At 68.3% G+C, this 26,772-nt stretch carries 23 protein-coding genes, 2 pseudogenes and 1 riboswitch; of the genes and pseudogenes, 14 read left to right on the forward strand and 11 right to left on the reverse strand.

The features are described from left to right. Positions 1-53 precede the first annotated feature (53 nt). The 4 genes and pseudogenes from F7R91_RS20950 (at position 54) to F7R91_RS20965 (ending at position 2,692) form a co-directional block, all read left to right on the forward strand. Positions 54-491, forward strand: coding sequence for a hypothetical protein (locus F7R91_RS20950; protein ID WP_150950616.1), 438 nt, complete (start codon positions 54-56; stop codon positions 489-491). 122 nt (positions 492-613) lie between these two features. Next, positions 614-898: pseudogene (locus tag F7R91_RS20955) on the forward strand (GNAT family N-acetyltransferase); the annotation flags it as partial. 80 nt (positions 899-978) lie between these two features. Further along, positions 979-1,046: riboswitch (guanidine-III (ykkC-III) riboswitch) on the forward strand. Positions 1,047-1,057: 11 nt separating this feature from the next. After that, positions 1,058-1,927 (forward strand): MBL fold metallo-hydrolase, encoded by an 870-nt coding sequence (locus tag F7R91_RS20960; RefSeq protein ID WP_150950617.1) that lies wholly within the window; start codon positions 1,058-1,060, stop codon positions 1,925-1,927. A gap of 222 nt (positions 1,928-2,149) precedes the next feature. Further along, positions 2,150-2,692, forward strand: coding sequence for a nitrobindin family protein (locus F7R91_RS20965; protein ID WP_150950618.1), 543 nt, complete (start codon positions 2,150-2,152; stop codon positions 2,690-2,692). A gap of 73 nt (positions 2,693-2,765) precedes the next feature. Here F7R91_RS20965 and F7R91_RS20970 read toward each other — a convergent pair whose 3' ends face one another. Beyond that, a complete protein-coding gene (locus F7R91_RS20970) occupies positions 2,766-3,533 on the reverse strand; it encodes a polysaccharide deacetylase family protein (protein WP_150950619.1) in 768 nt (255 codons plus the stop codon). A 189-nt stretch (positions 3,534-3,722) separates the two neighbouring features. On the opposite strand from F7R91_RS20970, the gene F7R91_RS20975 reads away from it, so the two are divergent. Beyond that, entirely contained in the window at positions 3,723-4,574 is an 852-nt protein-coding gene (locus F7R91_RS20975) for a GNAT family N-acetyltransferase (protein ID WP_150950620.1), read from the forward strand. A 90-nt stretch (positions 4,575-4,664) separates the two neighbouring features. Here F7R91_RS20975 and F7R91_RS42105 read toward each other — a convergent pair whose 3' ends face one another. After that, the gene (locus F7R91_RS42105; protein WP_191971584.1) at positions 4,665-5,399 is read right to left on the reverse strand and encodes a hypothetical protein; all 735 of its coding nucleotides are present in this window, start codon (positions 5,397-5,399) and stop codon (positions 4,665-4,667) included. A 287-nt stretch (positions 5,400-5,686) separates the two neighbouring features. On the opposite strand from F7R91_RS42105, the gene F7R91_RS20990 reads away from it, so the two are divergent. After that, positions 5,687-6,514 (forward strand): chitosanase, encoded by an 828-nt coding sequence (locus F7R91_RS20990; protein WP_150950621.1) that lies wholly within the window; start codon positions 5,687-5,689, stop codon positions 6,512-6,514. 52 nt (positions 6,515-6,566) lie between these two features. Here F7R91_RS20990 and F7R91_RS20995 read toward each other — a convergent pair whose 3' ends face one another. After that, a complete protein-coding gene (locus tag F7R91_RS20995) occupies positions 6,567-7,733 on the reverse strand; it encodes a DUF2235 domain-containing protein (RefSeq protein WP_150950622.1) in 1,167 nt (388 codons plus the stop codon). A gap of 126 nt (positions 7,734-7,859) precedes the next feature. After that, entirely contained in the window at positions 7,860-8,669 is an 810-nt protein-coding gene (locus F7R91_RS21000) for a LamG domain-containing protein (RefSeq protein ID WP_225320714.1), read from the reverse strand. 142 nt (positions 8,670-8,811) lie between these two features. Between F7R91_RS21000 and F7R91_RS42825 the strand changes: the two genes are divergently transcribed. Beyond that, positions 8,812-9,756, forward strand: coding sequence for a peptidoglycan-binding domain-containing protein (locus tag F7R91_RS42825; protein ID WP_225320715.1), 945 nt, complete (start codon positions 8,812-8,814; stop codon positions 9,754-9,756). A 42-nt stretch (positions 9,757-9,798) separates the two neighbouring features. On the opposite strand, the gene F7R91_RS21010 is transcribed toward F7R91_RS42825, so the two are convergent. Beyond that, on the reverse strand, positions 9,799-10,245 hold the full coding sequence (locus F7R91_RS21010) for an SRPBCC family protein (protein WP_150950623.1): 447 nt from the start codon (positions 10,243-10,245) through the stop codon (positions 9,799-9,801). Positions 10,246-10,308: 63 nt separating this feature from the next. After that, entirely contained in the window at positions 10,309-10,851 is a 543-nt protein-coding gene (locus F7R91_RS21015) for a PadR family transcriptional regulator (RefSeq protein WP_150950624.1), read from the reverse strand. Between the two features lie 377 nt (positions 10,852-11,228). On the opposite strand from F7R91_RS21015, the gene F7R91_RS21020 reads away from it, so the two are divergent. Together F7R91_RS21020 and F7R91_RS21025 are read left to right on the forward strand one after the other, a co-directional pair. Continuing rightward, on the forward strand, positions 11,229-12,548 hold the full coding sequence (locus F7R91_RS21020; protein WP_150950625.1) for an ABC transporter substrate-binding protein: 1,320 nt from the start codon (positions 11,229-11,231) through the stop codon (positions 12,546-12,548). Positions 12,549-12,756: 208 nt separating this feature from the next. Further along, positions 12,757-13,323: a hypothetical protein gene (locus F7R91_RS21025; protein ID WP_150950626.1), complete on the forward strand. Its 567-nt coding sequence runs from the start codon at positions 12,757-12,759 to the stop codon at positions 13,321-13,323. On the opposite strand, the gene F7R91_RS21030 is transcribed toward F7R91_RS21025, so the two are convergent. From F7R91_RS21030 to F7R91_RS21040, 3 genes are all read right to left on the reverse strand, one after another. Further along, a complete protein-coding gene (locus F7R91_RS21030; protein WP_225320716.1) occupies positions 13,311-13,970 on the reverse strand; it encodes an SDR family NAD(P)-dependent oxidoreductase in 660 nt (219 codons plus the stop codon). The two genes, F7R91_RS21025 and F7R91_RS21030, sit on opposite strands and share 13 nt — an antisense overlap. A gap of 140 nt (positions 13,971-14,110) precedes the next feature. Next, positions 14,111-14,530, reverse strand: a complete 420-nt coding sequence (locus tag F7R91_RS21035) for an ATP-binding protein (RefSeq protein WP_191971576.1) — start codon at positions 14,528-14,530, stop codon at positions 14,111-14,113. Between the two features lie 336 nt (positions 14,531-14,866). Continuing rightward, a complete protein-coding gene (locus F7R91_RS21040) occupies positions 14,867-16,123 on the reverse strand; it encodes an ABC transporter substrate-binding protein (protein WP_150950629.1) in 1,257 nt (418 codons plus the stop codon). A 154-nt stretch (positions 16,124-16,277) separates the two neighbouring features. Here F7R91_RS21040 and F7R91_RS21045 point away from each other — a divergent pair, with 154 nt between their 5' ends. The 4 genes from F7R91_RS21045 to rox all read left to right on the forward strand — a co-directional run bounded on the left by F7R91_RS21045 (position 16,278) and on the right by rox (position 21,442). After that, on the forward strand, positions 16,278-16,781 hold the full coding sequence (locus tag F7R91_RS21045) for a PadR family transcriptional regulator (RefSeq protein WP_150950630.1): 504 nt from the start codon (positions 16,278-16,280) through the stop codon (positions 16,779-16,781). Next, the gene (locus tag F7R91_RS21050; protein WP_150950631.1) at positions 16,778-17,548 is read left to right on the forward strand and encodes an ABC transporter ATP-binding protein; all 771 of its coding nucleotides are present in this window, start codon (positions 16,778-16,780) and stop codon (positions 17,546-17,548) included. The genes F7R91_RS21045 and F7R91_RS21050 overlap by 4 nt, the downstream gene beginning before the upstream one ends. Positions 17,549-17,552: 4 nt before the next feature. Further along, positions 17,553-19,862, forward strand: a complete 2,310-nt coding sequence (locus F7R91_RS21055) for an FtsX-like permease family protein (protein WP_150950632.1) — start codon at positions 17,553-17,555, stop codon at positions 19,860-19,862. A 143-nt stretch (positions 19,863-20,005) separates the two neighbouring features. Continuing rightward, on the forward strand, positions 20,006-21,442 hold the full coding sequence (gene rox / locus F7R91_RS21060; protein WP_150950633.1) for a rifampin monooxygenase: 1,437 nt from the start codon (positions 20,006-20,008) through the stop codon (positions 21,440-21,442). Positions 21,443-21,789: 347 nt separating this feature from the next. On the opposite strand, the pseudogene F7R91_RS44275 reads toward rox, so the two are convergent. After that, a pseudogene (locus tag F7R91_RS44275) lies at positions 21,790-22,170 on the reverse strand (recombinase family protein); the annotation flags it as partial. A gap of 259 nt (positions 22,171-22,429) precedes the next feature. Here F7R91_RS44275 and F7R91_RS21070 point away from each other — a divergent pair. Continuing rightward, positions 22,430-24,739, forward strand: coding sequence for an ATP-binding protein (locus F7R91_RS21070; protein ID WP_150950635.1), 2,310 nt, complete (start codon positions 22,430-22,432; stop codon positions 24,737-24,739). Here F7R91_RS21070 and F7R91_RS21075 read toward each other — a convergent pair. Next, positions 24,675-26,735: a WD40 repeat domain-containing protein gene (locus F7R91_RS21075; protein ID WP_150950636.1), complete on the reverse strand. Its 2,061-nt coding sequence runs from the start codon at positions 26,733-26,735 to the stop codon at positions 24,675-24,677. The two genes, F7R91_RS21070 and F7R91_RS21075, sit on opposite strands and share 65 nt — an antisense overlap. Positions 26,736-26,772: the final 37 nt, after the last annotated feature.

Raw genomic sequence — 26,772 nt, forward strand, 5'->3', positions numbered from 1 at the left:
AATATCCGAAACAACCGGAGAAGTCACCCCGGTTGATGCCACAGTGGGATGCCGTGTGGACAACCCTCGCGCCGCTCATCGGCGTTGTACTCGGCGGCCTCATGTCATGGCTCGCCCAGCACTCGGTGGGACGCGCCTCGAAACGGGCGGCACGCCGGGACGAACGCCTCACCCGTCTCATCGACTTCCTCTCCGCGGTTCAGGAAGCCGAACGGGCGGTCGTGGACCGCTATCACAACAACCTGGCCGACGAGCAGTGGCAGGCCCGGGCACGGCAGACCATCGACAGGGTGTGGGTGACACAAAAGACGATCCACATGGTGTGCGAGCCCGAGGTCAACGATGCGGCACGCGAAGTCGCGTTCACCGTGCAGAAGCTGATGAGAGAGGGTCCGGTCGACACGCAGGCGCCGCAGGACGAGAAGGTCTGGGCAGCCGTCAGCCCCAGCCGACGGGCGTTCCTGGACGTGGCGCACCGCTATCTGAGGTGAACTGCGTCAGTACCTGTCGCTGCCGGGTGCGTGTACTCCGTCCCATGGTTGGCCCGTGATGATGAGCTGGGCCTAGGCTGAGTCGGCGACGTTGGCACCAACGATGCGGAGGCTGAGACTGCGACGGCGCTGTAGCAGGGCACGCCGCTGTCTTCGGACCGCGGTCGGAGCGTGAAGTCACGTACGTCATCGGGCGGGCTCACTGGGGCCAGGGCATTGCCACCATGGCGCTCGCCGAACTGATCAAGCTGGAGCCCGTACGCCCGCTGCACGCCGACGCCGCTGGTGACAATGCCGGTTCCCTCCGGGTGCTGGAGAAGTGCGGCTTCCTCGTCACGGGGAGGAGCCGGTGCTTCGCGCGGGCTCGCGGCGAGGAGATCGACCTGGTGCACTTGACGCTGAGCTGAGCGCACCGCGCCCGGGACAGCTCACCCGCCAACGCGAGATGCTCGTTGATCGGCCCGGTCCGGGCGTAGTAAATTCCAGCGCGGAGGCGCCGCAGCGCCTGCCCCGGACGAGATGGGCGCCGTACCCGGTCTGCAAAGACGACGCTCTCAGGAGGCGTCATGGGCGGCAACCCTCATCAGGTCGACTTCGGGTCCGGGGAACCCGAGGCGAGGGCGCTCGACGTCAGGTGGATCCACGGCTCGCCCTCCGCGAAGCACAACACCGATCCCGACATCCAGGTCCACGCATACGACGAGCACACCTTCATCCTGCGCCAGAACAAGGCGGTCAACTATGAGGCGCCGTTCCTGTTCCTGATCTTCGGCAACACCGGAGCCGCCCTGGTCGACACCGGAGCCACCGAGTCCGCGGAGTTCTTTCCACTGCGCCGGGTGGTCGACGACCTGATCGAACGCTGGCTGGCCGAGCATCCCCGGAACGACTACCCGCTCCTCGTCCTGCACACCCACGCCCACGGCGACCACATCGCGGGCGATGCCCAGTTCACCGACCGCCCCCACACGACGGTGGTCCAGGCGGATCTGAACAGCGCCTGGGAGTACTTCGGCTTCGCCGACGATCCCGATCGGGTGGCGCGGGTCGATCTCGGCGGCCGGGTACTGGAGTGCCTCGTCACCCCCGGTCATCACGAGGCGGCGGTCACGTACTACGACCCGCACACCGGGTTCCTCCTCACCGGCGACACGGTGTATCCCGGACGGCTCTACGTGGACCGGGCCGCCTTCAGCAGAACGATCAACCGCCTGATCGCGTTCGCCGAGACTCGACCGGTCACCCACATCCTCGGCTGTCACATCGAGATGACGAACGAGCCCCGCGTGGACTACCCGATCCGAACCACATACCAGCCGGACGAGCCACCTCTGCAGATGACCGTCAGTCAACTCCACGACATCCGCGACGCGATCGAGGAGATCGGCGACCGGCCCGGACGGCACGCGTTCCCCGGCTTCATCATCGTGTGCTGACCGCGATGGGCGCCGGGGGACCGTCTACGCCGACGGCACGCCGGCACCAGCCCTCACGCCCGGCACATGGCGCGTCCGCCGACTCAGCCGGGCAGTAGCTTCGCGCAACCCTTCGCCACGTCGATCGGCAGCCTAGGCTTCCACCCGACACCCGACACCCGACACCCGACACCCACACGGACACCGGCATCGGTAACGGCATCGACCCTGGAGCGCAACACCGTGTCTGACCTTTCACCGGAGCACCCGTACCCGGACCGCCTGCGTGCCGACGAGGCACCCGCCCCGCACGCCCTGCTTGAACCCGTGCTCGGTCTCTTGGGTTTCTGGCAGGGCCGGGGCCAGGGTGATTACCCCACGCTCACCGGAGACTTCGCGTACGCGCAGGAGGTGACCTTCAGTCATGACGGCCGCCCCTTCCTGCGGTACGAGGCCCGTGCCTGGCTGCTCGACGAGCAGGACGCCCCACTGCGCCCGTCGGCCCGGGAGAGCGGCTGGTGGCGGCTTCAGCCCGACGGCCGGGTCGAAGCACTGATCACCCAGCCCACCGGCATCGCGGAGATGATGGTCGGGCATGCGAGCGACAACACCGTCGACCTGTCCAGTCACCAGGTGGCTCTCGCGCCCACCGCCAAGAGGGTCAGCGCCACGCGCCGCCGGTACACGCTGACCGACGACGGCACGCTCACATTCGAGCACGACCTAGAGGCGGTCGGCCAACCCCTGCAGCACCACCTCACGGCACAACTGCGACGCAAGAGCTAGGTCATTGGGGCGCGGTGGCCGGTGGCGCATCCGCCGGGGCAGGTGCGGCCCCGGTGTTTTGCCGCCCCCGTGCTCAGCGGACCGGGAAGCCGAAGGAGTACCCCTGCTCCTTCAGCCACGGCAGGACCTCGCGCAGGGCGGCCACGGTCTGGGAGCGGTCGCCGCCGGCGTCGTGGAAGAGGAGCGTCGGGCCGTTGGACATCTGGTTCTTGACGGTGGAGACGATGGCTTCGGTGCCCGGCCGTTCGAAGTCCTTGGTGTCGACGTTCCAGCCCAGCGGCCGCATGCCGCGGGAGGCGGCGAGGTGGCGGCTGTAGGGGGTGAAGGCACCGCCGGGCGCCCGGTAGTACTGCGGCCGGACACCTCCGGAGGCTTTGGTGATCATGCGCTCGGCGTTCAGGATCTGCTGCGACTGGTAGGACTTGGACTTCGTGTCCATGGTGGTGTCGTGCGAGACCGAGTGGTCACACAGCCGGTGCCCGGCCGCCACCACCGCCTTGACCAGGTCCGGATGGGCCTCGGCCTGGGTGCCCACCATGCAGAAGGTGGCCTTCACGCCGTTCTCCCGCAGAACGTCCAGCACTTGGGGCGTCCAGACCGGGTCCGGCCCGTCGTCGATGGTGATGTTGACGCCCCGGGCGCCGTGGTCCGAGGCGTGGGCTATGCCCACGGACACCCGCGCCGGTGCGGCGGGTCGCGCCGAGGCGCCCGCCCCTGCGTTCCGCCCGTCGGTGGAACCGGCCTGCGCTGTCCATACCGACGTAGCGGCTGCCACCGCGGTCACCCCGACCGCCGCCGCGAGTACCCGGCCGTACCATCCCCGCCCGCCATGCCGCGCCATGTCAGACCTGTTCTTTCTCGTCCTGGTGGGTTCCGTGCACCCATCAGGACGGAGAAAGGGGACCGCGGGATCCGTCTGTTACTGATCACGGACAATTCCGCAGGGGATCCGAGACGCCCGCTGTCCGTGTGCTCACAGGAGGCGACCTGCGCACGAACCCCGCGCACCGCCCCGTGGTGGGATATGTGCATGACTGAGTCGTCGCTGCGTGACCGAATAGAGACGTACTACGCAGCCGTGCCACTGCTCTTCGCCGAAGCCGAAGACTTCGGTCCGCTGCGCCTGTTCGTGCGAAGGGAACCCGGCGCGCCGTACTACGGCGGCCCCCACCACGCGAGCCCCACCCCGTCGAGCTCCTCACCTGTCACCGCTGAGGACATCGCCAGGGTGCGTGCCCGGCAGCGCGAGCTCGGCGTGCCGGATGCCTTCGAGTGGCTCGCCGAGGCAGCACCCTCCCTCCGCACCATCGTCGAGGAAGCGGGGCTCCCGGTCGCGGAGCGACCGCTGATGGTCCTCGACCCGGATCACCGGCTTCCCCCGCAATCGCTCCCCGAGGGCGTAACGATCCGAACCGTGGCCGCCGATGATCCCGCTCTGCCCGCTGTCCTCGCCCTGCCGGGTCTGGCCTTCGCGGCACCGGGCAGTGCGGGGGAGTCGGCAGGTCCCACAGAACTGGCGCTGGCAGCGGAGAAACTCGCCGTCGACGGGACGACGGAAGCGACCCGCCCGTCGCTGCGGGCCGGCCATAAGACGCTGATCGCCGCTTTCGCCCCGGACGGCACCCCCTTGGCCGCGGGCCACTACCACCCGGCCGACGCCACCACTGAGATCGGCGGAATCTGCACCCTTGCCACCGCCCGACGCCAGGGGCTCGGCGCTGCCGTCACAACGGCTCTGGCCGGCCACGCCCGCGAGCACGGCGTACGCACCATCTTCCTCGCCTACGCCGAGGACGCAGCGGCCCGCCTCTACGCGCGCCTGGGGTTCCGCCCCGCCGGTACGACCCTGCTGATCGCCAACCAGCCGGCTCGCGGTCAGTAGGTCTGGGCGGGAGATGTGACGACGGCGACGGGGTGAAGGCCGTGGGAGCCTTCACCCCGTCGCACTGGGGGTGGTGATCCGGGTGTTGCCTCACACCGCCGGGGCGGGTGCGGCCGGGGCCGGCTCAGCGGGCGCCGGTGCCGGCGGTGCCGGCGGGGCCGGGTCGGCCGGGGCGGGCGCCGGGTCGGCAGGTGCCGGGTCGGCCGGAGCGGGGGCCGGGTCGGCGGGCGCCGGGGCGGCCGGATCGGGCTTCGCCGGGTCGGGCTTGGCGGGATCGGGCTTGGCCGGGTCCGGCTTTGCGGGGTCGGGCTTGGCCGGGTCGGGCTTGGCGGGATCCGGCTTCGCCGGGTCCGGCTTCTCGTTCTCCGGCTTGGTCTTCTCGACCTCGTGCTGGTCCTTCCAGTGGTCCTTGTCCTTGTCCCAGTGCTCCTCGTGGTGCCGGTGCTTCTTCCAGAAGTAGTAGTCGTTGTAGGAGTCCCAGAAGTACCACTTCTTGTGGTGCTTGATGATGAAGTAGCAGTCGTAGTGGTCGTCCCAGTAGTACTTGTAGTACTTGCCCCAGCAGTAGTACTTCTTGTGCTTCTTGAGCTGCTTCTTGTGCTTGTTGTGGTACTTGCTCCAGCAGTAATTCTTGTTCTTGTGCTTGCCGTGATGTGCGGGGGCCATGGTCGCAGCCGACGCCTTGGGCATCGGGGCCGCCGTTGCGGCGGTGGCCGGCAGGATGACGCCTCCGCCCACGACCACGGCCGAGGCGACCGCCGTGGCGAGGGTCAGCCGGCGCTTGGGTCGGGCTTGGTCGTCCTGCTTGCGGATCATGCGGTTCACGTTTCCTCCTGAAGGGAACGGCACGTTCACGTGCCCGGGGCCTCGTTTCGGATGCGGTGTATTCGGTGAGGCCCGCACTTCAAGTAGGCCCGCACGGCCCCTTCGGGTCATGTTCCGAGGGCTCGGGACTTGACGGACGTATAAGCACCGGGTTAAGGCGACAAACTGCAATCGTATGATCCTACGATCTTCTGCAGGGTGGGTTACCGTGCTGGGTAGACCCTGATAGGAAACTTTCCTAACGATCGATCCCAACTAGCCACCCCCCACCCCGATTTGGAGTCTCTGTGGATCCTGAGACGACAGCCGCCACCCGCACCTCACGCCGTACCGTCCTTGGTCTGATCGGTCTGACCGCCGTCCCGCTGCTCGCCGCGCCGCACGTTGCGGCAGCGCCGGCCGCCGCACCCGGCCTGGACGACCCGGCGAAGAAGGAGATCGCCATGAAGCTGGTGTCGAGCGCTGAGAACTCCTCGCTCGACTGGAAGGCCCAGTACAAGTACATCGAGGACATCGACGACGGCCGCGGCTACACCGCCGGCATCATCGGCTTCTGCTCCGGCACCGGCGACATGCTCGACCTCGTACAGCTCTACACCGACCGCAAGCCCGGCAACGTTCTCGCCCAGTACCTGCCGGCACTGCGACGGGTCAACGGCACCGACTCGCACGACGGTCTCGACCCGAACTTCCCGAGGGACTGGCGAAGGGCCGCTCAGGACACGGCGTTTCAGCGGGCACAGAACGACGAACGCGACCGGGTCTACTTCAACCCCGCGGTCAAGCGGGGCAAGGCGGACGGACTGCGCGTCCTCGGTCAGTTCGCCTACTACGACGCCATCGTGATGCACGGCGACGGTGACGATGCGACCAGCTTCAGCAACATCCGCAAGCGTGCCCTGCGCAGGGCGAAGCCGCCGGCGCAGGGTGGCGACGAGACGGCGTACCTCAACGCCTTCCTCGACGCGCGCGTGTGGGCCATGAAGCAGGAGGAGGCACACAGCGACACCAGCCGGGTCGACACCGCCCAGCGCGTGTTCCTTCGCCAGGGCAATCTCGACCTGAACCCGCCGCTGGACTGGAAGGTGTACGGAGACAGCTACCACATCGGCTGATCTGCATCACCTCTGTGGGTCCGGCCGGCGGCACCGCCGCCGGCCGGACCCACTACGGGCGGGACGGGACGGGCGGCACCGGCGGCAGGCCCGCACCGAGGCCCGGCAGCAGTACGGGCTCCAGCCGGACCCGCCCCTGATCGGCGAGGTACCGCTTGAGCTCCGGCGGCCGGTAGCCCGTGTCCCCGTCGTGGCGCTCCTTGGCCGGCACGGCCAGAAACTCGCTTCCGTCGAGCCGGCCCTCGTCGTCCGCGGCCCGCCCCAGCGGCCGGTGCAGCGGCTTGGCCAGTCGGTACAGCGCCGTCCGCGAAGGGTGCAATGTGCCCAAGGCGTCGGGCTGCACCCGGAATTCGGTGCTCTGATCCGGACTCATCTCATGCGGCCCGGCCGCGCTCAGCGCCTCGGTGTTGAACTCCAGCCCGTATCTGCGGGCCTGGTCGACCATCCACAGCAGCGTGATGTCGGACAGCCCCGGCTCTTTGTAGCCGCCACCGACATCGCAGTGCGACCCGGAGAACCACACCTGCTTCAGCTCCTGGCCCTGCTCGGCGGCGCCGGGCTGCTGGTGCCACAGCGTCGGCCGGAACGCCGAGCGCTGCTCGTCGACGGCCAGCGCGTGGAAGGCCCCCTTGACCCAGCTGCTCAGCTCCGTGTTGTGGAACGCCCAGCGGCGGTTGAACCGGTTCACGGCCGGCTCCAGCCACCCGGGACCCGGAACCGGGATGCCCAGGGCACCGACCGTGTCCCACACCCCGATGAACTTGATCTCCGTCTCGTGCGCATACGACCGACGGAACAATGTGGAGGCCGTGCCGCTCGGCTTCTCGATCCGGTTGCGGTAGAGCGTCCACGCGTCCTTGACCCGGTCGGCGTGGTCCCGGCGCAGGATGCCGCTGTTGCGCACCAGACCCGCCAGGCTGCGGGCGGTGAACGCGCCCCGGCTGAAGCCGAAGAGGAACAGCTCGTCATCGGGCTCGTACGTCTCGACGAGGAAGCGATAGGCGTCCATGACGTTCCGGGACATGCCCGCCCCGAACGCGCCACCGCGCAGGCGCTCCCGCCGGTGGGTGCCGACCCCGCTGTGGTAGTAGACGCGTTGGTCCTTCCCGGCAGCGGATCCCGTCCGTAGGGACAGGGCGACCCTGGTGACGTTGGTCTTGCTCGGCTGGTCGGCGAAGTTCCATGTCCCGTCGCAGCAGACGACCAGACGCTTGGCCATGACCATCCCTCCTCGCGAGAGAAGTCGTCCCGGCAGGCGCCAGTTCCATGGTCGCACCGCTTCACACACCTCGCCATACGACATCTGCGGGGACCTGCGGTGATGGTACGGCGGGTCAGGGACCGTCTAAGGGACGGCGGATGATGTGTCCCACCCGTGCACGCGGTGGATGTGAGCGGTCTTGGGGTAGAGGCCCGCGGTCTCCGAGCGAGGACCGATCTCGAACAGGTCGATCAGCAGAAAGAGCGGGTAGTCCGGAGCGTGCGGCACGTGCTTCACGACGATGCCTTCGCAGCCGATGATCGTGCCCGACGGTCCCCAAACGGCCGTCCAGGTATGCGGCTTCGACGCGTCGAGGGGGACGACGACTTCCGCCATGTCAGTGGTCAACCGCTTGTCCGAATGTGCCTTCACCCCGCATCGGGCGTGGCTCTTTCCCTCGCCGACAGCGTCGGCATCGATCTCGAACATGCAGATCTCGCCGGTGTCCTCCTCGGACAGGTGCTCCGTCCCGACAAGCCACGCCGCGAGCATGCATCCTTCGTCCACGCTCGCGCTCACGGTCACTTCCACGTGTCCGGCGGTGGGCGCCCACAGCACGTGTTCCGGTGTCTCGGTGCGGACGACGAGCCCGTCCGGACGATGCCGGTGTGTTCCTCGCGGAGAGCCTGCTGGGCCGGAGAAGACACCGGTCTGCAGGTTGGACACGCGCAGCGGGGCGTCTTCCTCCCGCCAGTCCGGCTGATCAGCGTCGATACGCAACCGCAGCCCGGAGCCGTCGATCTCGTACCGCGCCCGGGACCGCTCGGGCGATGTCCAGTGCGGCAGATAGTGACCGACCCAGCGATCCTCCCGGAGCAGCGGAGTGGTGAAATCGTCCTGGAAATCGGGCTCACGAGCCGGTGGTTCGGGCAGGCGATCGGGGCTGGCCATCATGACGACATCATGCCTGATGACGGACTTCCTTCCGGGGTGAGGGCATTCTGGCTGCTGCTGTGGCCCGCGTCGCAGAAGGACGTACGGATGAGACAAGGCCGCACGGGCTGCGTATCGCATCACAAGGAAAGGAGGACTGCCGATGGGCCTCGACGACAACGAACCAGAACCCGCTCCTGGTTCCAACTCGGACATCGCGCAGGAGATACAGGACTCCTTTCAAGCCGTGCTGGACGCCTTGGATGCGGCTCGCGCCAACCTCTACGCAGCCGACGAGCAGCAGACCGGTGCCGACCTTTCGCCGCCGTCCTGGGATAAGTACAGCGAACCGGTCGTGCCTGAACCGGTCGTGCGTGCACCGGTCGTGCCTGAACCGGTCGTGCGTGTACCGGTCGTGCCTGAACCGGTCGTGCGTGTACCGGTCGCGCCTGCACCGGTCGTGCGCGCACCGGTCGTGCGTGCACCGGTCGAGCCCGAGCCGGTCGAGCCCGAGCCGGTTCTGGTACATCCAGCACATCCGGCATATCCGACGCATCCCACGCCGCCGGTGGCCCTACCGCCCCCGGCCACCCAGCGCCCGGTCCCGCATGCGGACCAACTCGCCGCCCCACCATCGACATCGTCGCCGCCGAGCGCCCAGGCGCACGCAACGAGAAAGAGCCGAGGATGGCTGCGCTTCACCGACCGACGGGAAGCCCGCCTCGTGGGAGTCTTCGGGGTGGGCGCCGCGAGCGGATTGATTCTCGCCTCCTCGCTGATGGTCAACGACAGCCTCATGCCCGGGGTCCCCTCCCCACCGCCGCGACAGGTGGGTAGTCCTGCGCCCGACGTGCCCGATTCCCCGCTCCCCGAGATCCCGGGCACGGGCGTGCTGCGCCAGGGCGACAGCGGTCACGGAGTGTACGAGTTGCAGGTGCGTCTGCTTCAGGTCCCGAATGTCTACGACGGCGGCGCGATTGATGGCCGCTACGGTACGGAACTCCGGGCTGCCGTGGCCAGATTCCAGGAGTGGTACGGCATCCGCGGCGACGAGACCGGCGTCTACGGCGACAACACTCGCCACGCTCTCATGCTGCGTACCAAGTAGTGCGGACAGACAGCCGCGGTCGCAGCATGGGCTCCCCGTCCGTCAGGACGCCTCCACTGCCGCCTTGATCCGCTGTCCGAACGCGGTGGCATCCTTGCGTGCCGCGCTCAGCGCGAAGCCTACCAGCAGCTTGCCGATGCCATGCCCTTCGAGGACATTGAAGATCCTCAGCCTGGTCGTGCCCGGACCGGTGGCCTCCAGGTCGTAGCCGCCCTCGTCCGCCGTCACGATGTTCTTCGAGGTTTCCGCCCAGCGGATCCGGTGGGGTGCCTCGAATTCGGTGATGCGGAACTGCCGGCCCGTCTTCATGCCGGCGTCCTTGACCGTGCTCGTGAAGACGGTACCCACCGCTGTCGGTCCCTCAGGAGACTTCGTGATCCGAAGGACCCTGGGGCTGAACTCGGGGTCGTTCGTTCCCTCGGCGAGGAAGGCGAAGACCTCCTCGACAGGACGGTTGATCTCGGCTGTCGCCTCGAACTGACCGGCCACGGTTCCTCCCTGTGCAGGGTCGCTGGAGCTCCGTTGAGGGCACACGAGTTTCGCCAGGCACTTTCAGCCTATCGGCTTGTCTTCCTCGGCGCTCCATGAGTCCGCGAGCTCGTCCTGACAGCGTTCGAGCCAATCCAGGTCTGCTTGCAGGTGCAGAGCTGCTCCCTCGATCAGCAAGTGCGCGGCGCGGTTGTCCCTGTCCTCCGCGGCGGCAAGCCGGGACAAGCCTCGCATGGTGCTGAGGCAGTGGCGGCGCTGCTGGTTGATGAGCGCTTGCCGGTCGGCAATGCCGGTTGCCGGGGCCAGGACGAGCTTCATGAAGAATTCGTCCCGTACACGAGGGCCGTCGGTCGGCTTGGCGAACCACCCGGCGAGGTACTCCCGGCCGTCCTCGGTTATCTCGTAGACCCGTTTGTTGGGGCGGCTGGACTGGTTGACATCCTGGCCCTGGATGAGTCCACTTTGTTCCAGTCGGCCCAAGGTGACGTAAATCTGGCCTATGTTCGGGTGAGGGTACGCCGCGCCGAAGGTCCGCTCGAGGCTCTGCTTGAGCTGATAGCCGTGCGCGGGCTCCTTCGCGAGCAGCGCAAGCAACGCCAGGCGCACGGTGCTACGCCTCCCTCCCAGCGTTCCGGGTCCGTATCGCCCCTCGACGAACCTACATCCATGGCATGCATAACAGATAGATTAACGCCCGCCAGGTCAATGGACAGATCTCCACGGGAAACAAGCTGTTCTTGCCGTTGACATTCAGGCGTCCACGTTACATAACATGTATCTACTCCGCAGGCGAGCTGAGGCAGGACCTGCCCTTCGCGACGGAGTGTTCTCCCCCCATGCGCCTCCCCCTGGTCGTGACGGCGACCCAAGGAGGGCTCCTGAGCGACGTGCGAACTGCCTTCCCGTGCGCCGTCACTCCGCCCATCACCACCTCCACCTCCATCTCCCCTTCCCGGCCAGGTCTTCAAGGACAGGAGAACGCAATGAAGCGCGCTGCGGGAGCAGGCATCACCACAGCAGTCCTCGTGGCCACCGCAGTCGGCTGCGGGAGCATCGACGGCTTGATCCCCGGAGGCGGCGGTCGGGAACTCGAGGGGCAGACGGTCACCGTCGCGGGTGTGTGGACTGATGCCGAGCAGCACAACTTCCAGAAGGTCCTCGACGCGTTCTCCGCCAAGACCGGCGCCAAGGTGAAGTTCATCTCCACCGGTGACGACTTCTCGAAAGTCGTGGGCAGCAAGATCGCGGGCGGCAACGCCCCGGACGTCGCGATGGTCCCCCAGGTCGGTGTGCTGCTGCAGTTCGCGAGGAAGGGCTGGCTCATGCCGCTCTCGCTGCGCGTGGGCACCACAGTCGCCGCTCATTACGCCCCCATCTGGAGGTCGTACGGCACCGTCTCCCGTATCTACTACGGTCTGTACGTCAAGGCGACCGACAAGTCGACGGTCTGGTATCGCACCGACGCGTTCGCGCGTGCAGATGTGCGTCCTCCGAAGACCTTCGACGAGATGGTCAAGGTCGCAAAGACCGTCAACGAGTCGGGACTCGGCGGGTTCGCGGTCGGCGGCCGGGACGGCTGGACCCTCACGGACTGGTTCGAGAACATCTACCTCTCCCAGGCAGGGCCCGACAAATACGACAAGCTGGCCAGGCATGACGTGAAGTGGACCGATCCCACGGTCGTCACCGCGCTCACCACCTTCGGGAAGCTGTTCACCCAGGACGGCGTGGTCGCCGGAGGCGCGGGCGCATCGCTGAAGACCGACTTCCCCACGTCCGTGCGGCGCGTTTTCGGTGACGATCCCGGGGCGAGCATGGTCTACGAGGGCGATTTCGTCGGCGCCGTCGTATCGGGCGATCTGAAGAAGAAGGTCGGCGAGGACGCCAAGATGTTCCACTTCCCCCCCGTCGCCGGGGGCAAGGCGCCCTTCGTCGGCGGCGGGGATGCCGCCGTGGTGCTCAGAGCCGGCAAGAACCGGAAGGCGGCCATGAAGCTGGTCGAGTACCTGGCCACCCCCGAAGCCGCGACCGTATGGGCCAGGCAGGGCGGGTTCCTGTCGCCGAACCGCGGCGTGAAGCCGGAGGCCTATCACGACCCCACCACCCGTGCACTCGCGGCCGCCCTGATCAAAGCCGGGGACGGAGTCCGGTTCGACATGTCCGACCAGGCACCCGCCGCCTTCGGCGGTACCGCGGGCGCAGGCGAATGGAAGATTCTCCAGGACTTCCTGCTCACGCCCACCGACGCGGAGGGCACCGCCAAGAAGCTCGAGGACGCGGCAAGCGACGCCTACAGGGACTGAGTCCGCAGGTCTGTCGACCAGCACAGACCGGGGGATTCTCTTCTTCGGCTTCCCATGGCCCTTCGTCCAGGGCGTTTTGACCGGTTCGGTCATATGGAGCGCCGGAGTCAGCACCTCACCCGAACTTCCCCGCTGGAGGTGCTGGCTCCGGTTTCGGCGATGAGAAACCACCCACCTGCCGTGGTCATAGGAGCCAGGAGCGATACCCATGCACTTAACGGACACAGAAACGACCTCCGATGCTTCCTCTCTCTGCCAGGAATGCCGATTTGACCCCACGTCGATTCGCCGTGAAGAAGCCGCAGAGCTGATCGCCATCAATGAATCCGCCTGGCGTCGACTGCTGACGACACGCCACCCCAGCCGCCTGAGTGAACTCCGCGCGTCAGGCGCTCCTTCTCCGCTGCAGCACGCCTGCCGGCTCTGGCGCGCCAGCCATGACTTCGCCCTCGCGTTATGCGCCTTGCTGCCTCACGGCGTGGCCGGGCACCTCGACCGGGTGCAACCGCCGATGCCTGATGTGTCCAATGAGCAGGACCCCTGGATCGTCGCGAAGGGGATCGAGGTGTCGACCACCGTCATTGCCGCGCACTTTCAGGAGTTGACCCTGCGTCAGTGGGAGAAGGCAGTGTTGTGGGAGGACAGCTGTCAAACCATCGGCAATCATGCAGGACGACTGCTGCACGAAATGATTCATCGACAGCACCTCGTGATCACGAGCATTCTCGACAGGGACGATTCACCGGCTGAAGCCCCACGCGGCTACGCCACGTAGATGACCTTGCCGGTGAGGGAGGCCGCCCGGCCCGACACGATGAACGAAACCAGGGCGGCGACCTCGTCGCCGCACCCGGTCGCACCGGCAAGGCCAGGAGCGACCACGTTGACGCGGATGCCGTGCCGCACGACTTCCTTGGCCAAGGCGATGCTCATGCCCTGGATGCCTGTGTTCACCACCGAGCATCGAGCCAGGGCGTCTGCATCGTCGTGGCGGCCGGAGACGGACGACAGATTGACGACGGCTCCGTCTCCCCGGCCGATCAGCATCGGGACCAGGGCCCGGCAGAGGTTGAACGTGCCGAGGAGGTTGATGTCGCTGACGTCCCCCCAGTCGTCCGGCGGGGTCACTGACGGGTCGGTGAGGACGATGCCGGCGGCGTTGACGAGGACGCTGACCGGGCCCAGGCTGTGGGCGGACTGGCGCACAAAGCGATCCGCGTCGTCCTGGTCGGCCACGTTGCACGACGAGAAGAAGACCTTGCTGCCCAGATCCTGGATGCGCTCGGCTGTCTCGGCAGCGCCCTTCGTGCCCTTGCCGTCACAGAAGGCAATGTCGTAGCCGTCCGCCGCAAGTCGTACGGCGACATCCCGTCCGATTCCGCCGGCCGCCCCAGTAACGATGGCCGAACGTCGTTCGGTCAACCCTCTGCCCTTTCCGATGTGAACTCACGGCCAGGCCACCCATGAGCGACGCGACGCCTGTCCTGAGTCTGCGCAGAGGCATCGCCGGCCAGTAGGGGAGAACTACTCAGATGTCCGCCGAGTACGTCGTACCGGGCTGGTCACAGGGGGAGGGAAACCCGCACTGTCTTGCCTCGGCGGTGCGGATCGGAGTGGGCTTCGAGGGTGCCGCCCACCTCGGCCGCGAGGTCCTGGACCATCCGCAGGCCCCATCCGCCGATGCAGTCCGGGGACGACGCGGCCGGCACACAGGGGAGGCGGGGGTCACCGTCGTGCACGGCGATGGTCAGGGCACGGTCATCGGCGATCAGGGTGAGCTCGGCGCAGGGGGACAGCCGGGCGGCGTGCTTGACCGTGTTGGCCACGAGCTCGGTGATGATCACCAGGGCGCGGTCCAGGCATTCCTCGTCGATGCCAGGGGTGCAGTCGGTGAGGACCGCCCGCGCGGCGCGACGGGTGGCGGGGACCGACTGTGCGACGGTCGGGAAGGCCGACTGATAGCGGCACTGGGGGGCCAGCATGGTGCCTGTCAGGGACGCGGGTTCCCCCACACCGTCCAAGGCGTCCCTTGCAACCGGGGTTGTAAGCATGTCCAGTGACCGTCCTGACTTGTTCGGACTGGAGAAGACGGACTGCGATCCCGCCGGGGAGTGCGGCTTCGCGGTGTCGGCAGTAGAGGGGGACCTCTGGAGCCGGGCTTGGTTATGCATACATGTTAAGTATCTGCGGGGATGGTGTGTCAATGGTGTTAGGGGAAGGATCAAGGCACTATGCCCGGAAAACGGTCGGCGTCCCTGTGACCTGCGGCGACGTGCGGGAGGAGTTCCGGCGCAGCTACCGTGTTCGGTCGCTCAGCGTCAACGGACGATGTCGTTGAGCTCACGGGCGAGGCGGGCCACCGCGGCGTCGGGTGTCTGCCGCCCGGCCAGGGCGTCGTATCCGACAGCCTGGACGGCCAGACTCACCTGCTCGTAGTTCGGGCTCTTGGGCCGCGGCCTGGCCGTGAGGATGCTCTGCTTGAGCGTCGGCAGGTACGGGAACCTGCGGATCAGCGCCGGGTCCGTGTACAAAGCGGCGCGCACGGGCGGCAGCGACCCCTGAGTGAGGACCTCCCGCTGGACCCGGGCACTCGTCAGGTACGAGATCAGCTCGGACGCCGACTTCTTGTGCGCCGAGTGCGTGTTGATGGCCAGGTTGGAGCCGCCGAGAATGCTCGAACCCTGACCGTTCGGACCCGGGAGCGGGACCACGCCGACCTTCCCGGCGATCTTGGACCCCTTCTCGTTGGCCAGGTCGTACACATAGGGCCAGTTGCGCAGGAAGAGCAGACGGCCGTTCTGGAAGGCGAGGCGGGACTCCTCCTCCTTGTAGGCGAGCGCCCGCCTGGGGATCCAGCCGTCGCGCACACCCCGCGAAAGGAAGCCCAGGCCCTCGCGGGCCGCGGCGGAGTCGACGGCGACGCGTGTCCCCTCCGGGTTGAGGATCTGGCCTCCCGCGGACTGCATGACCTCGGCGAGGTTGACGGTGAGACCCTCGTACGGAAGGTACTGGCCGGCATAGCCGTCGAGGCCGTACTTCGGTGCGACCGACTTCGCCAGCTGCTCGAGTTCGCGCCAGGTCCGCGGCGGTTGCCGGCCTTCGCGCCGGAGGAGGTCCTTGCGGTAGTAGAGCAGTCCCGCATTGGTGACGTACGGGACGGCATACAGCTGCCCGCGGAAGGTGGCCGTGTCCACGACCGGGGGCAGGAACTGTCCGAGCGGGAAGCGGTCGCCGTCGACCGGGGTGATCCAACCGGCGGCGGCGAAGTCCGAGGTCCACGTCACGTCGATGTTGAGGACGTCGAAACGGCTGCTGCCCGACCGAAGACCGCTGGCCATCTGTGCGCGAACCTCGTCCGCGGCCTCCGGCAGCTCGATCACCTTCACCTTCTCCCTGGGGTGCGAGCGGTTCCACTCGCCCAGCACGTCGCGCAGGTAGTCGGTGATGTCACCGCCCGTCACGAAGGTGATCTCGTCCGTGCCCGAGGAGAGCTCCGCGCTGCCGTCACCGGTGCATCCTGTGAGCAGCAGGGCTCCCGCAAGGAGCCCGCCACCCGCAGTTCGCGCCCATTGCATGGATGCCTCCCGGTGTATGCCGCGTTCGGCGGTTCTGGACGTATGCTCTATGCATACCTGTTAGCCATGACGGATTCCAGAGCTCAGAAGAAAGGGCGGGGGAGCCGACGGAAGCCGAGGTTCCCCGGTCCGCGGCGAGGAGAGGAGCTTCAGAGTGCGTCTCGCCCTTCTGGTACTCCTGTCCAGGGGCCCAGCTCACGGCTATGAACTCAAGCAGGCCCTCGAGCGGCTCATGGGTGCAGCCTACCCCCAGCCGAACATCGGGCAGGTCTACGTCACGCTCAGCAGGCTGGAGAACGCACATCTGATCGATGGCGAGGACGTCGCCCAGTCCAGTCGGCCGAACAAGCGGATCTACCGACTGACCGAGGCCGGGCGGGAGGCGGTGGCCGGCTGGTTCGAGGAGCCCGTCGAGCCGAAACTGCGGGACGACTTCTTCATGAAGCTCGCGCTCGCCCACGAGACGGGCGCGGCCGACCAGATCGCCCTGATCAACAAACACCGCCGGTACTGCCTCAACGCCATGCGTGACCTGTCCAAGCTCGCCGCCGCCGAGGACCGGGACCACCGGATCTCGCAATTGATGATTGAGGGTGCGATGCTGCACCTACAGGCAGACCTCGACTGGCTGGAACGCTGTCAGGAGGAGCTGGAATGAGCCCTGACACCTCACCCAGCGCCCCTGGTTCACAGCCCATGGTGAAGGCGCTCGGCCTGGTGAAGACATACAAGGCAGAGGGCGTCGAGGCGAAAGCCGTCCGGGGCGTCGATCTGCACGTCGAGCCGGGTGAATTCGTTTCCGTGACCGGCCCGTCGGGCGCCGGCAAGTCCACCCTGCTGCATCTGCTGGGAGGGCTGGACCGACCGGACAGCGGTCGTATCTGGCTGGACGGCCGCCAGGTGGACTCGCTGAGCGAGGCCCGCTGGGCCGTGCTGCGCCGGCGCAGCATCGGCATCGTCTTCCAGTTCTTCAACCTGGTCTCCAACCTCACCGTGGCCGACAACATCGAACTCCCCGCGCTGCTGGCCGGCAAAAGCCCCCGGCAGGCGAGGACGAGCTGCGAGGAACTGCTCACCGAGCTGAGCCTGGAGGCCAAGAGACGCAGCATGCCGAGTGAGCTGTCCGGAGGCGAGCAGCAACGGGTCGCGCTGGCCCGGGCCCTGGTCAATCACCCGCGTCTCCTGCTGGCCGACGAGCCGACCGGCAGTCTGGACAGCAAGGGAAGCCGCGAAGTCATGCGGCTGCTCAGCCGCTTCCATCAGCGTGGACAGACCATCCTGCTCGTCACCCACGACGCGAGGGTGGCGAGCACGGCGGACCGAGTGATCAGTTTCTTCGACGGCCAGGTCGTCGACGACGCCGTCCTCGGCGGCCCCGAGCACGTGCCGAGCAGCGTCGCCGACATCCTCAAGCTCAGGGACTGAACAGATGCGGGCCACCGCGCGCTGGGCGCGCGCCGACCTCCGGGCCAACCGTGGCGAGGCACTGTTCATCGTGGTTGCCACCGCGGGGATCATCGCCTCCCTCCTGCTGGCAGGGGCGCTTCTGCAGTACGCGGCCAACCCGTGGCAACGCGTCTTCACGCAGTCGTCCGGGGCCCATGTGTGGATCCACACCCGGACCACCGAGGGCGCCAACAAGCTGACCGACCTCGACGGAGTCGAGGGCTTCGCCGGCCCGTTCCCGACCACCCAGACAGCCGCCGAACACGGTGGCGCGCGGGTGCCGCTCGAACTGCGCGGTGCCGAACCCCAACCCCCCGGGACTGCCCGTCCGGTGATGGACTCGGGCAACTGGCTGGGGGAGGCGACACCGGACGGCGTGGTGCTCGAACGAACGGCCGCTGATGCACTGTGGGCCAAACCGGGCGACACCGTGCGAGTCCGCGGAAGCAGCGGCGCGTACACCACCCTGCACGTCGTCGGCCTCGCGGACACCGCCGAGCCGCGCTATGCACGGGGGGTGACCCCCGGAGTCGCCTGGGTGCTCACTCCGCAACTGCACCAGATCGAGTCCGACCCCCGGCGCATGGGCCAGACAGTCGGACTACGGCTCGCCGACCCGCGGGACGCCGACTTCGCCGTGCAGCAAGCGGTCACCCTGCTCGGTGCCGACCAGGTGGCCAAGGTCTCCACCTGGGAGGAGGCACGCGCCGAGGCCGAGGGTGACAACCGACTCCTGGGGCTGCTGCTCGGCTCGTTCGGCCTGGGCGCCCTGCTGGCGGCCGCGGTCGCCGTGACCGGAGCGATCAGCACCCGTGTGCGCGGGCACCTGCGCGACATCTCCGTACTCAAGGCCGTCGGCTTCACGCCGAGCCAGGTCGTCCGGGCCTTCCTGGTCGAGCATTCGGCTCTGGCGGCGATCGGTGTCGCCATCGGGGCGGTCGTCACGGCAACCATCGGCCCCCTGCTCCCGGGTCGTATCGGGGAGGCGATGGTGCTGTGGGGCAAGCTGCCCGGGTACGGATGGGCCATCCTCGCCACCTCCCTGGGTGCGGTGCTCGTCATCGCCGTCGCCACCACCCTGGCCGCGTGGCGCGCGGGGCGTGTGTCACCCATTCCCATCGCCCGAGGTGCCGCCAGGGGCGGCCGCCGGCTCTCCGGAACCGCCAGACTCGCTCTTCGGCTGAGAACGCCGCCCGCTCTCCTGCTCGGCTGGCGCGGGGCGTTCTCCCGGCCGGCGCGCGCCACCGCGGCCGTGGGCCGGCTCGCCATCCCCCTGCTCATGATCACAGTCGCTCTCGGGGCCTGGTCCACCCTGGACCGGTTCGAGAACCGGCCCGAGGACATCGGACTCGCGGCAGAACTCAGTGCCCGGCCCGAAGGCATCGACGACGCGACGGCACGCAGACTGCTGGCCGATCAGCCGGGAGTGACCACGGTCTATCCCGGGATCGAGGTCGCCGCCCTGGTTCCCGGCCAGACCAGAACGATCACGCTCCGCGGACTGGGCACCTCGGACCGCCCCTACCCCTTCAGCATCGCGGCGGGGCGCACCATCCGGGACTCGCACGAAGCCGTGGCGGGCGAGGGACTGCTCGACCTGCTGGGAGCCGATGTCGGTGACTGGGTCCGGATGACCGTGGGGGGCAGTCCGCAGGTGCTCCACATCGTGGGCCGCAGCATCGAACCGCAGCACAACGGCCGGGTGATCTCGACAACCGTCGACACGCTGCGCACGGCGCCCGGTCCACTGCGACCGGAGTTCTACAACCTGGTTCTGGCGCCGGGAGCCGACCCCGACAAGGTCAGCACGGCACTGGCCGAGTCCTCGCACGGTGGTCTGGAGATTCACAAGAACGCCAATCCCGCCGACCAACTGTCGCCCGCCCGTGCGGTGATCATCGGGTTGGTGGGCGTGTTCGCCTTCATCGGCCTCGCTGAACTGTCCACCCTGATCGGCGCCGGACTGCGCGACAACGGCCGGGACCTCCTCGCTCTCAAGGCCATCGGACTCACTCCCCGCCAGATCACGGCGGTGATCGTCACCAGTACCGGGTTCGTCGCGGCGGCAGCGGCGGTGACCGGAACGATTCTGGGAGCGTTCGTGTCCACGTGGCTGATCGACTTGCAGGGGCAGTCCAGCGGGCTCGGCGCGGGAATAGCGCAGCGACCTCCGCTGGAAGCACTGGTCCTGCTCGGCGCAGCCGCGGTCGCGGGAGCGGTCGCCGTCTCGGCCCTGCCTGCCAGGCGAGCGTCCCGGCGCAGGCTGACGGACACGCTCGGCGACGTCGGCTGATCAAGCGCAGAAAAGGCAAGGAGGTCAGGTGCGCACTCCTTGCCACTTTCAACGTACCGCGCACAGGGGGGCTTGCGGCAAGGCCCGGGTCGTGCCGCACAATCGCCGGCCCAGGGAGAAAAACGGGCGGACTCAGGGTTGTCATGATTGATGTGATCATTGCCGGCGGTGGACCGACCGGGTTGATGCTGGCCGGCGAATTGCGGCTGCACGGCGTCCACACGCTCGTGCTGGAGAAGGAAACGGAGCCGACCGGGCTGTCCCGCTCGCGCGGTCTGCACGCGCGCAGCATCGAGGTGATGGACCAGCGCGGTCTTTTGGAGCGGTTCCTCGCGCTCGGCGAGCAGTTCAGGGTCGGCGGCTTCTTCGCCGGCATCGCCAGGTCGTGGCCCGACCGGCTGGACACGGCACATTCGTACGTCCTCGCCATCCCGCAGAACATCACCGAACGCCTGCTGACCGAGCGCGCCACCGAGCTCGGCGCGGAGATCCGGCGCGGCAGCGAGCTGGTCGGGCTGACCCAGGACGAGGACGGGGTGACGGTCGAGCTGGCCGACGGCACCCGTCAGCGTGCGCGCCACCTCGTCGGCTGCGACGGCGGCCGCAGCACGGTGCGCAGGCTGCTGGGCGTCGGCTTCCCCGGTGAGGCTTCCCAGGTCGAGACGCTGCTGGGCGAGCTGGAGGTGGCCGTACCGCCTCAGACGCTGGCCGCCGTGGTGGCCGAAGTCCGCAAGACCCAACTGAGGTTCGGCGCCATTCCCTTGGGAGACGGGGTGTACCGCCTCATCGTGCCCGCGGAGCGGGTGGCGGAGGACCGCACGGTCCCGCCGACCCTCGAGGAGTTCAAGCAGCAGCTGCGGGCGTTCGCCGGCACCGACTTCGGCGTGCACTCACCGCGCGGGCTCTCCCGCTTCGGCGACGCCACCCGGCTGGCCGAGCGCTACCGGGTCGGCCGGGTGCTGCTGGCCGGCGACGCGGCGCACATCCACCCGCCGACCGGCGGGCAGGGGCTCAACCTCGGTGTCCAGGACGCGTTCAACCTCGGCTGGAAACTCGCCGCCGAAGTGGGCGGCTGGGCCCCGGAGGGGCTGCTGGACAGCTATCACACCGAACGCCACCCGGTGGCCGCCGCCGTGCTGGACAACACCCGTGCGCAGATGGAGTTGCTGTCCACCGAGCCGGGTCCGCAGGCGGTACGCCGACTGCTGTCGGAACTGATGGACTTCGAGGAGGTGAACCGGTACCTGATCGAGAAGATCACCGCGATCGGGATCCGCTACGACTTCGGCGAGGGCCACGAACTGCTGGGCCGGCGGATGCGTGACGTACAGCTGAAACGGGGCCGTCTCTACGAGCTGATGCACGCCGGCCGCGGACTGCTGCTCGACCAGACCGGCCGGCTCTCGGCGGCGGGGTGGGCGGATCGGGTCGACCATGTCGTCGATGTCAGTGAGGAGTTGGACGTGCCCGCGGTGCTGCTGCGGCCGGACGGCCATGTGGCCTGGGCCGGTGAGGACCAGCAGGATCTGCTCGGCCGACTGCCCCAGTGGTTCGGCGCCCCTTCGGGGCCGCTCGGCTAGAGCACGAGCGTCTCCTTGACGACGAACTGGACCGGCTCAAGCACGGCCTTGACGTGCAGCAGTCTTTCGGCGTCGGCGTATGCCAGCCTGAGCCCCAAGCCTCGTAACGCCTCCGCCTGAGCCCGCGGATCGCTTCCGTCCAGCGCTCTCACGTGATGCGCGGCCCTGGTGGCCATTTCCTGGCTTTCCTCGGGGCTCGCCGTACCCGTCGTCGCCTGTGTCAGCCGAGTGCTTGAGCACACGGAGTGGAGCCAGGAGGTGAGAGGGCCCAGCACTCTCCGCTCGCGCACGTACACGTTGTGGGAATGGTGGCCGGGGTCCGTGACAGGGCGTCCCGCTGGGAAGCGGCAGCGATAGTACGGCTCGCCATTGTTCCATGTGCCTTCCATCAGCCTGTTGCACCTCGCACAACGCAGCAGACCGCGCAGGACGTACAGCCGTCGCCCGGAGGATGAGGCCCCAGGGGGATTGAGTCGGCGGGAGGCGAACAAGTTCCGTACGTGCTCGGCGTCCCCGAGTGGCACCAGGGCAGCGCAGCGCGGGTTGAGGAGGACCGCGCGGACGGCACTCTTGGTCCATGTGGACCCCCGCTGTCCCTTGGGGATGTCGTCCTCGTTCAAGCCGGCGGCGATGGTCTGAAGTCCTCGCCCCCTTGAGTACTCGTGGAAGATCCGCCGGACGACGTGAGCGGGCGGGCCCGCGCCTGGCTGTGGAGGCTCGGTCGTCATTCCGGGGCGGTTCCTGAAGGCATGGCTTCATGTTAGGTAGCGCCTGAGCAGGTCCGCCAACCCAATAAGCCCGAATATGGGGGTTCGACAGTGCACAATCCTTGGAATGCTACTTAACATGTATGTAGCGTGATCTGGTCGAGCCTGTGTTGGACCCCCGCGTCAGGCCGACTGTGAGGTGCGTTGGCTCACGCACCTCAGGCACCCGCCGTGGCTGCTCAGCCATGGCGGGTGCGCATCGGGGGAGACGGGACACAGGGTGACCGGAATCCCTGCGGATCTGACCGCTTTCGTCGGCCGGCAGGCGGAAGTCGCCGAGGTACGGCGGCTGTTGTCGGCGTCTCGTCTGGTCACGTTGACCGGTGTCGGCGGCGTCGGAAAGACGCGCCTGGCGCTGCGAGTGGGGTCCGAGGTCGCGCGGGCGTTTCCGGGTGGCATCTGCGTCGTCGAACTGGCCTGCCTGAGGGAGCCCCGCCTGCTGGCACAGAGTGTGGCCGACGCCCTGGGACTGCAGAACCAGGCGGGGCGCGCGGCAGGTGACATGGTTGCCGAGCATCTCCGCAGCAGAAGGATGCTGCTGGTCCTGGACAACTGCGAGCACCTTGCCACCCCCTGCGCACAGGTCGTGGACGCGCTGCTTCGTGCGGCGCCGGACCTGCGGGTTCTCGTCACCAGCCGACAAGTCCTCGGGGTCACCGGAGAGCAGACCTTCGTGGTTCCTCCCCTGCCGGTACCGAAGCTCGGTCCGGGCCTTGAACTCCGGCTGTCTGTGGGCGAGTTGCTGCGATACCACGCTGTCTCTCTGTTTGAGCGGCGCGCCGCTGCGGTTCTGCACGGGTTCCGCGTCACGGAGGACAACGCGCCGACCGTGGTGCGGTTGCTGGACCGCCTGGACGGACTTCCCCTGGCGATCGAACTTGCCGCGGCCAGGATGCGCACACTGACCCCACAGGAAGTCCTGGCGCGGCTGGACGACCGCTTTGCCCTGCTGACGCTGGGCAGCCGCGCCGCCCAGCCACGCCAGCAGACGCTTCGGGAGCTGATGGACTGGAGTTATGCACTGTGCTCACCTCCTGAGCGCACCTTGTGGGCCCAAGTGTCGGTCTTCTCGGGCGGGTTCGACCTTGAGGCGGCGGAGTCGGTCTGTGCGGCCGCCGACGTTCCCGGGCAGGCGGTCGTCCAGCTCATTCAGGGGCTGGTGGAGAAGTCGATCCTGATGCGGCAGGACCATGACGGCACCGCCAGATACCAACTGCTGGAGACCGTCCGTGAGTACGGCCAGGACAGACTTGCCGAGGCCGGCGCGCTCAAGGAATTCCGTCGGCGTCACCGTGATCACTATCTCGACCTGACCGCGCGGGCCCAGGCCCAGTGGTTCGGCCCGCATCAGGTCACCTGGCTCACCCGGTTGCGCCGGGAGCACGCCAATCTGCGTGCGGCACTGGACTTCTGCCTGGACACCCCTGGTGAGGCGGAGACCGGTATGACCATGGCCGTGGCCCCTTGGGGCTACTGGACCACCGTTGACTCGCTCAGCGAAGGGCGTCACTGGCTCGGCCGGTTGCTGGAGGCCGGCAGCAAGCAGAGCGCGCTGCGTACCGCGGCACTCGGCACCTACACCTATCTCGGCATCCTGCAGGGCGATGTCGAAGCGCAGGTGCCGGTGCTGACCGAGTACCGCACCGCAGCCGAAGGACAGCAGGATGCTTCCGCTCTGGCCTGGGCCCAGCACCATCTGGCCATGGCCGAGACGTTCCGCGGACACCTGCCCCGGGCCGCAGCACTGTTCGAGGACGCAGTGGCACGGCACCGGGCTCGGGGCGACCTCGCCGGTGTCTCCGAGTGCATTTTCAAACTCGCTGTCGTCGAGTGTCTGTTGGGCCATCTCGACCGCGCCCTGGCCCTGTGCCGGGAAGCCCACTCCATCACCGCCCGGCACGGAGAGTCCTGGACCAGGGGGCTCAGCCTGTTCTGCGAGGGCCTGGTCCGCTGGCGGAGCGGGGAACGTCGTACGGCCGACAACCTGGCCCGAGAGGCCCTGCGGTTGCTGGGTCCCCTCAACGACCGGTGGGGCATCGCCCTGTGTGTCGAGATCATTGCCTGGAGCGCGGCCGCAGCCGGAGACCACAAGCGTGCCGCCCATCTCTTGGGGATCCTCCACTCCCTGTGGCAGGCCATTGGCAGCACCCTCTTCGCGGCCCCGTTCATGATGGAACCTCATCAGCAGTGCGAGAGGGACGTGCGTGCGGCGATGCCGGGAACGGCGTTCGACCGAGCCTTCCAGCGCGGTGTCCGCTTCACCTTCGACGCGGCACTCGCCCACGTGCTGGAGGACGTGCCCACCGCCACCCCGTCACGCCAGGACACCGTGCTCACCCGTCGGGAGAGCGAAGTCGCCGACCTTGTGGCCCTGGGCATGACCAACAAGGACATCGCGGCCAGGCTGGTGATCGCCCAGCGCACGGCCGAGAACCACGTCGAACGCATCCTGGCCAAACTCGGACTCACCTCCCGCTCCATGCTCGCGGCGTGGGTCTACGAGCGCCGCGCATCACAGGGTCCGGAGTGAGGAGCCGACCGGCGCTGCGCGGGCCCGCTCCGCCGGCGCTGGTCGTGCGCAGTCTGAGCGCTGCCACTTCGGGGCCGAACGCGGCCACGAGGTAGCCGTCCGGTGCTGCGGCGAGTGCCCGAACGGGGCGGGGGAGGAGGTAGTCGGGCACCGCCGGGAGCCCTGTGGTCGCGTCGAGGAACCGGAGGGTGCGTTCGTGGCCGACAGCCACGACCAGCCGGCCGTCGTCCAGGTTGAACGCGGCCAACGTGCCACCGACGCCTGCCTTGGTGGCCTCATGGCCGGTGATCTGTGCCCTGGTGGTGAGGTTCCACAGGCGTACGGTTCCGTCCCGGCCCTTGGTGAGGGCGGCGGACTCGCCGCCGACCATGACGCAGACCGCGGACGTCACCCCGTCGGTGTGGCCCGTCAGGGGCTCGCCGATCTGATGGCCGTCGGTGAGGTCCCACAGCCGCACCGAGGTGTCCCGGCTGCCGGTCACGGCGACGGGCCGGCCGTCGACGACGGCGGTGGCGACGGCCGTGACAGGGCTGGAATGGCCGGTGAGCGGCTCGCGCACGGCTTTACCGGTGGTCAGGTCCCACATGCCCACGCAACGGTCGCTGCCCACCGTGACCGCGATGGGCGAGCCGTCGAGTGTCGCTGTGGCCACGGCCAGCACTCGGCCGTGTTTGCTGGGCATCGGCGGGCTGACGTCGTCACCGGTCACGGCATCCACGGCGCGTACGGTGGCGTCCTTCCCGGCGGTCACGATCACCGCGTGCCCTTCCACGACCCCTGTGGTCATGACCTGTGCCTCGATGCGCAGGGGTGCGGTGACCTGCTTACCGGTGGCCAAGGCCCAGGTGCGTACGGTGCGGTCGGCGCCTGAGGTGACGGCCACCGGACGGCCGTCCACGATGCTGGTGGCGACATCCCACACCTGGCCCCTGTGCCCGGCCAGGGGCCGGCCGCCCGAGGGTCGCCTCTCCACGGGGCGGGAAGTGGTCCCCGGCCCGGTTTCCCTCGTGTTCCCGGTGCCGATCCGGCCGCCCTCGCGGCCGGCGATCAGGTCCCATCGGTCCCTCCGCTCGGCCGGGTCCGGGGAGAGGCCCAGCAGGCCGTCCTCGGCCGAGATGCTTCGCAGGCTCCGGATGCCGTCGATGAGCTCGGCGCTTGTCGAGAAGTCCCAGACACGCAGCTCCTGGTCCGCTCCTGCGCAGAGCGCGACACGACGCGCCCCCAGGACCGCGGTCTGCCGCTTCCGGATCGCCGCACCGTCGTCGCAGTAGCCGGCGGCCCAGTCCCCGACCAGCTCCGGTTCGGCCCGATCGTCGAGTGTGACGGCGATGACGCGGTCGTCGACCACGGTCAGCGCCGCCGGAGCCGACAGGGCTTCAGCGTCCGCCATCTCGAGCTCGGCGATGTCGGCGCCGTTGAGCGTGCGGCCGGTGCTGAGGTCCCACACCCGCTGGGCCCCGCCCCGCGGGCCCGCCAAGGCGAAGGCGCGCCGGTCTGCGAGCTGGAACGCGTCCATGACCGGCAGACATGCACCGACCTGGCGGCCGGCCGCCACGTCCCACACCCGCGTCGGCTGGTCCCCGTCGATGGTGACAGCGACAAGGCGCCCGTCCAGAACGCCGACGGCCGCGGTGGATGCGAAGTCGCCGCGCGAAGTCCCCGTCTCCAGGTCCCATACCCCCAGCGTCCGCTCCGATCCCATGGTGAGTACCACCCGGCACCCGTCCAGGGAGGTGCTCTTCACCACGCTGACGAGCTCCCCGGCCAGGCGGCGTGCGGCGAGATCCCAGACGCGTACAGCTTCGTCCTCACCCGCGTGCAGCGTGAGCGCCAGGGCGTGCCCGTCGACGACGGCCGTGGCCACCGATGTCACGGCGGCCGGATGACCGGACTCGGAGCGCAGCAGCCGGGAGTCGGCGGCAGCACCGCTGGTCCACGCCACGCAGAACGCATCGCCGGGCTGTTCCGGCACCTCAGCCGAATCCTCATCTGGCATGGCGCCATCCTCGGCGGCCGGCGCCCGTCTGCCATCT

The organism is Streptomyces luteolifulvus, from assembly GCF_008806595.1.
Classification (GTDB): domain Bacteria; phylum Actinomycetota; class Actinomycetes; order Streptomycetales; family Streptomycetaceae; genus Streptomyces; species Streptomyces luteolifulvus.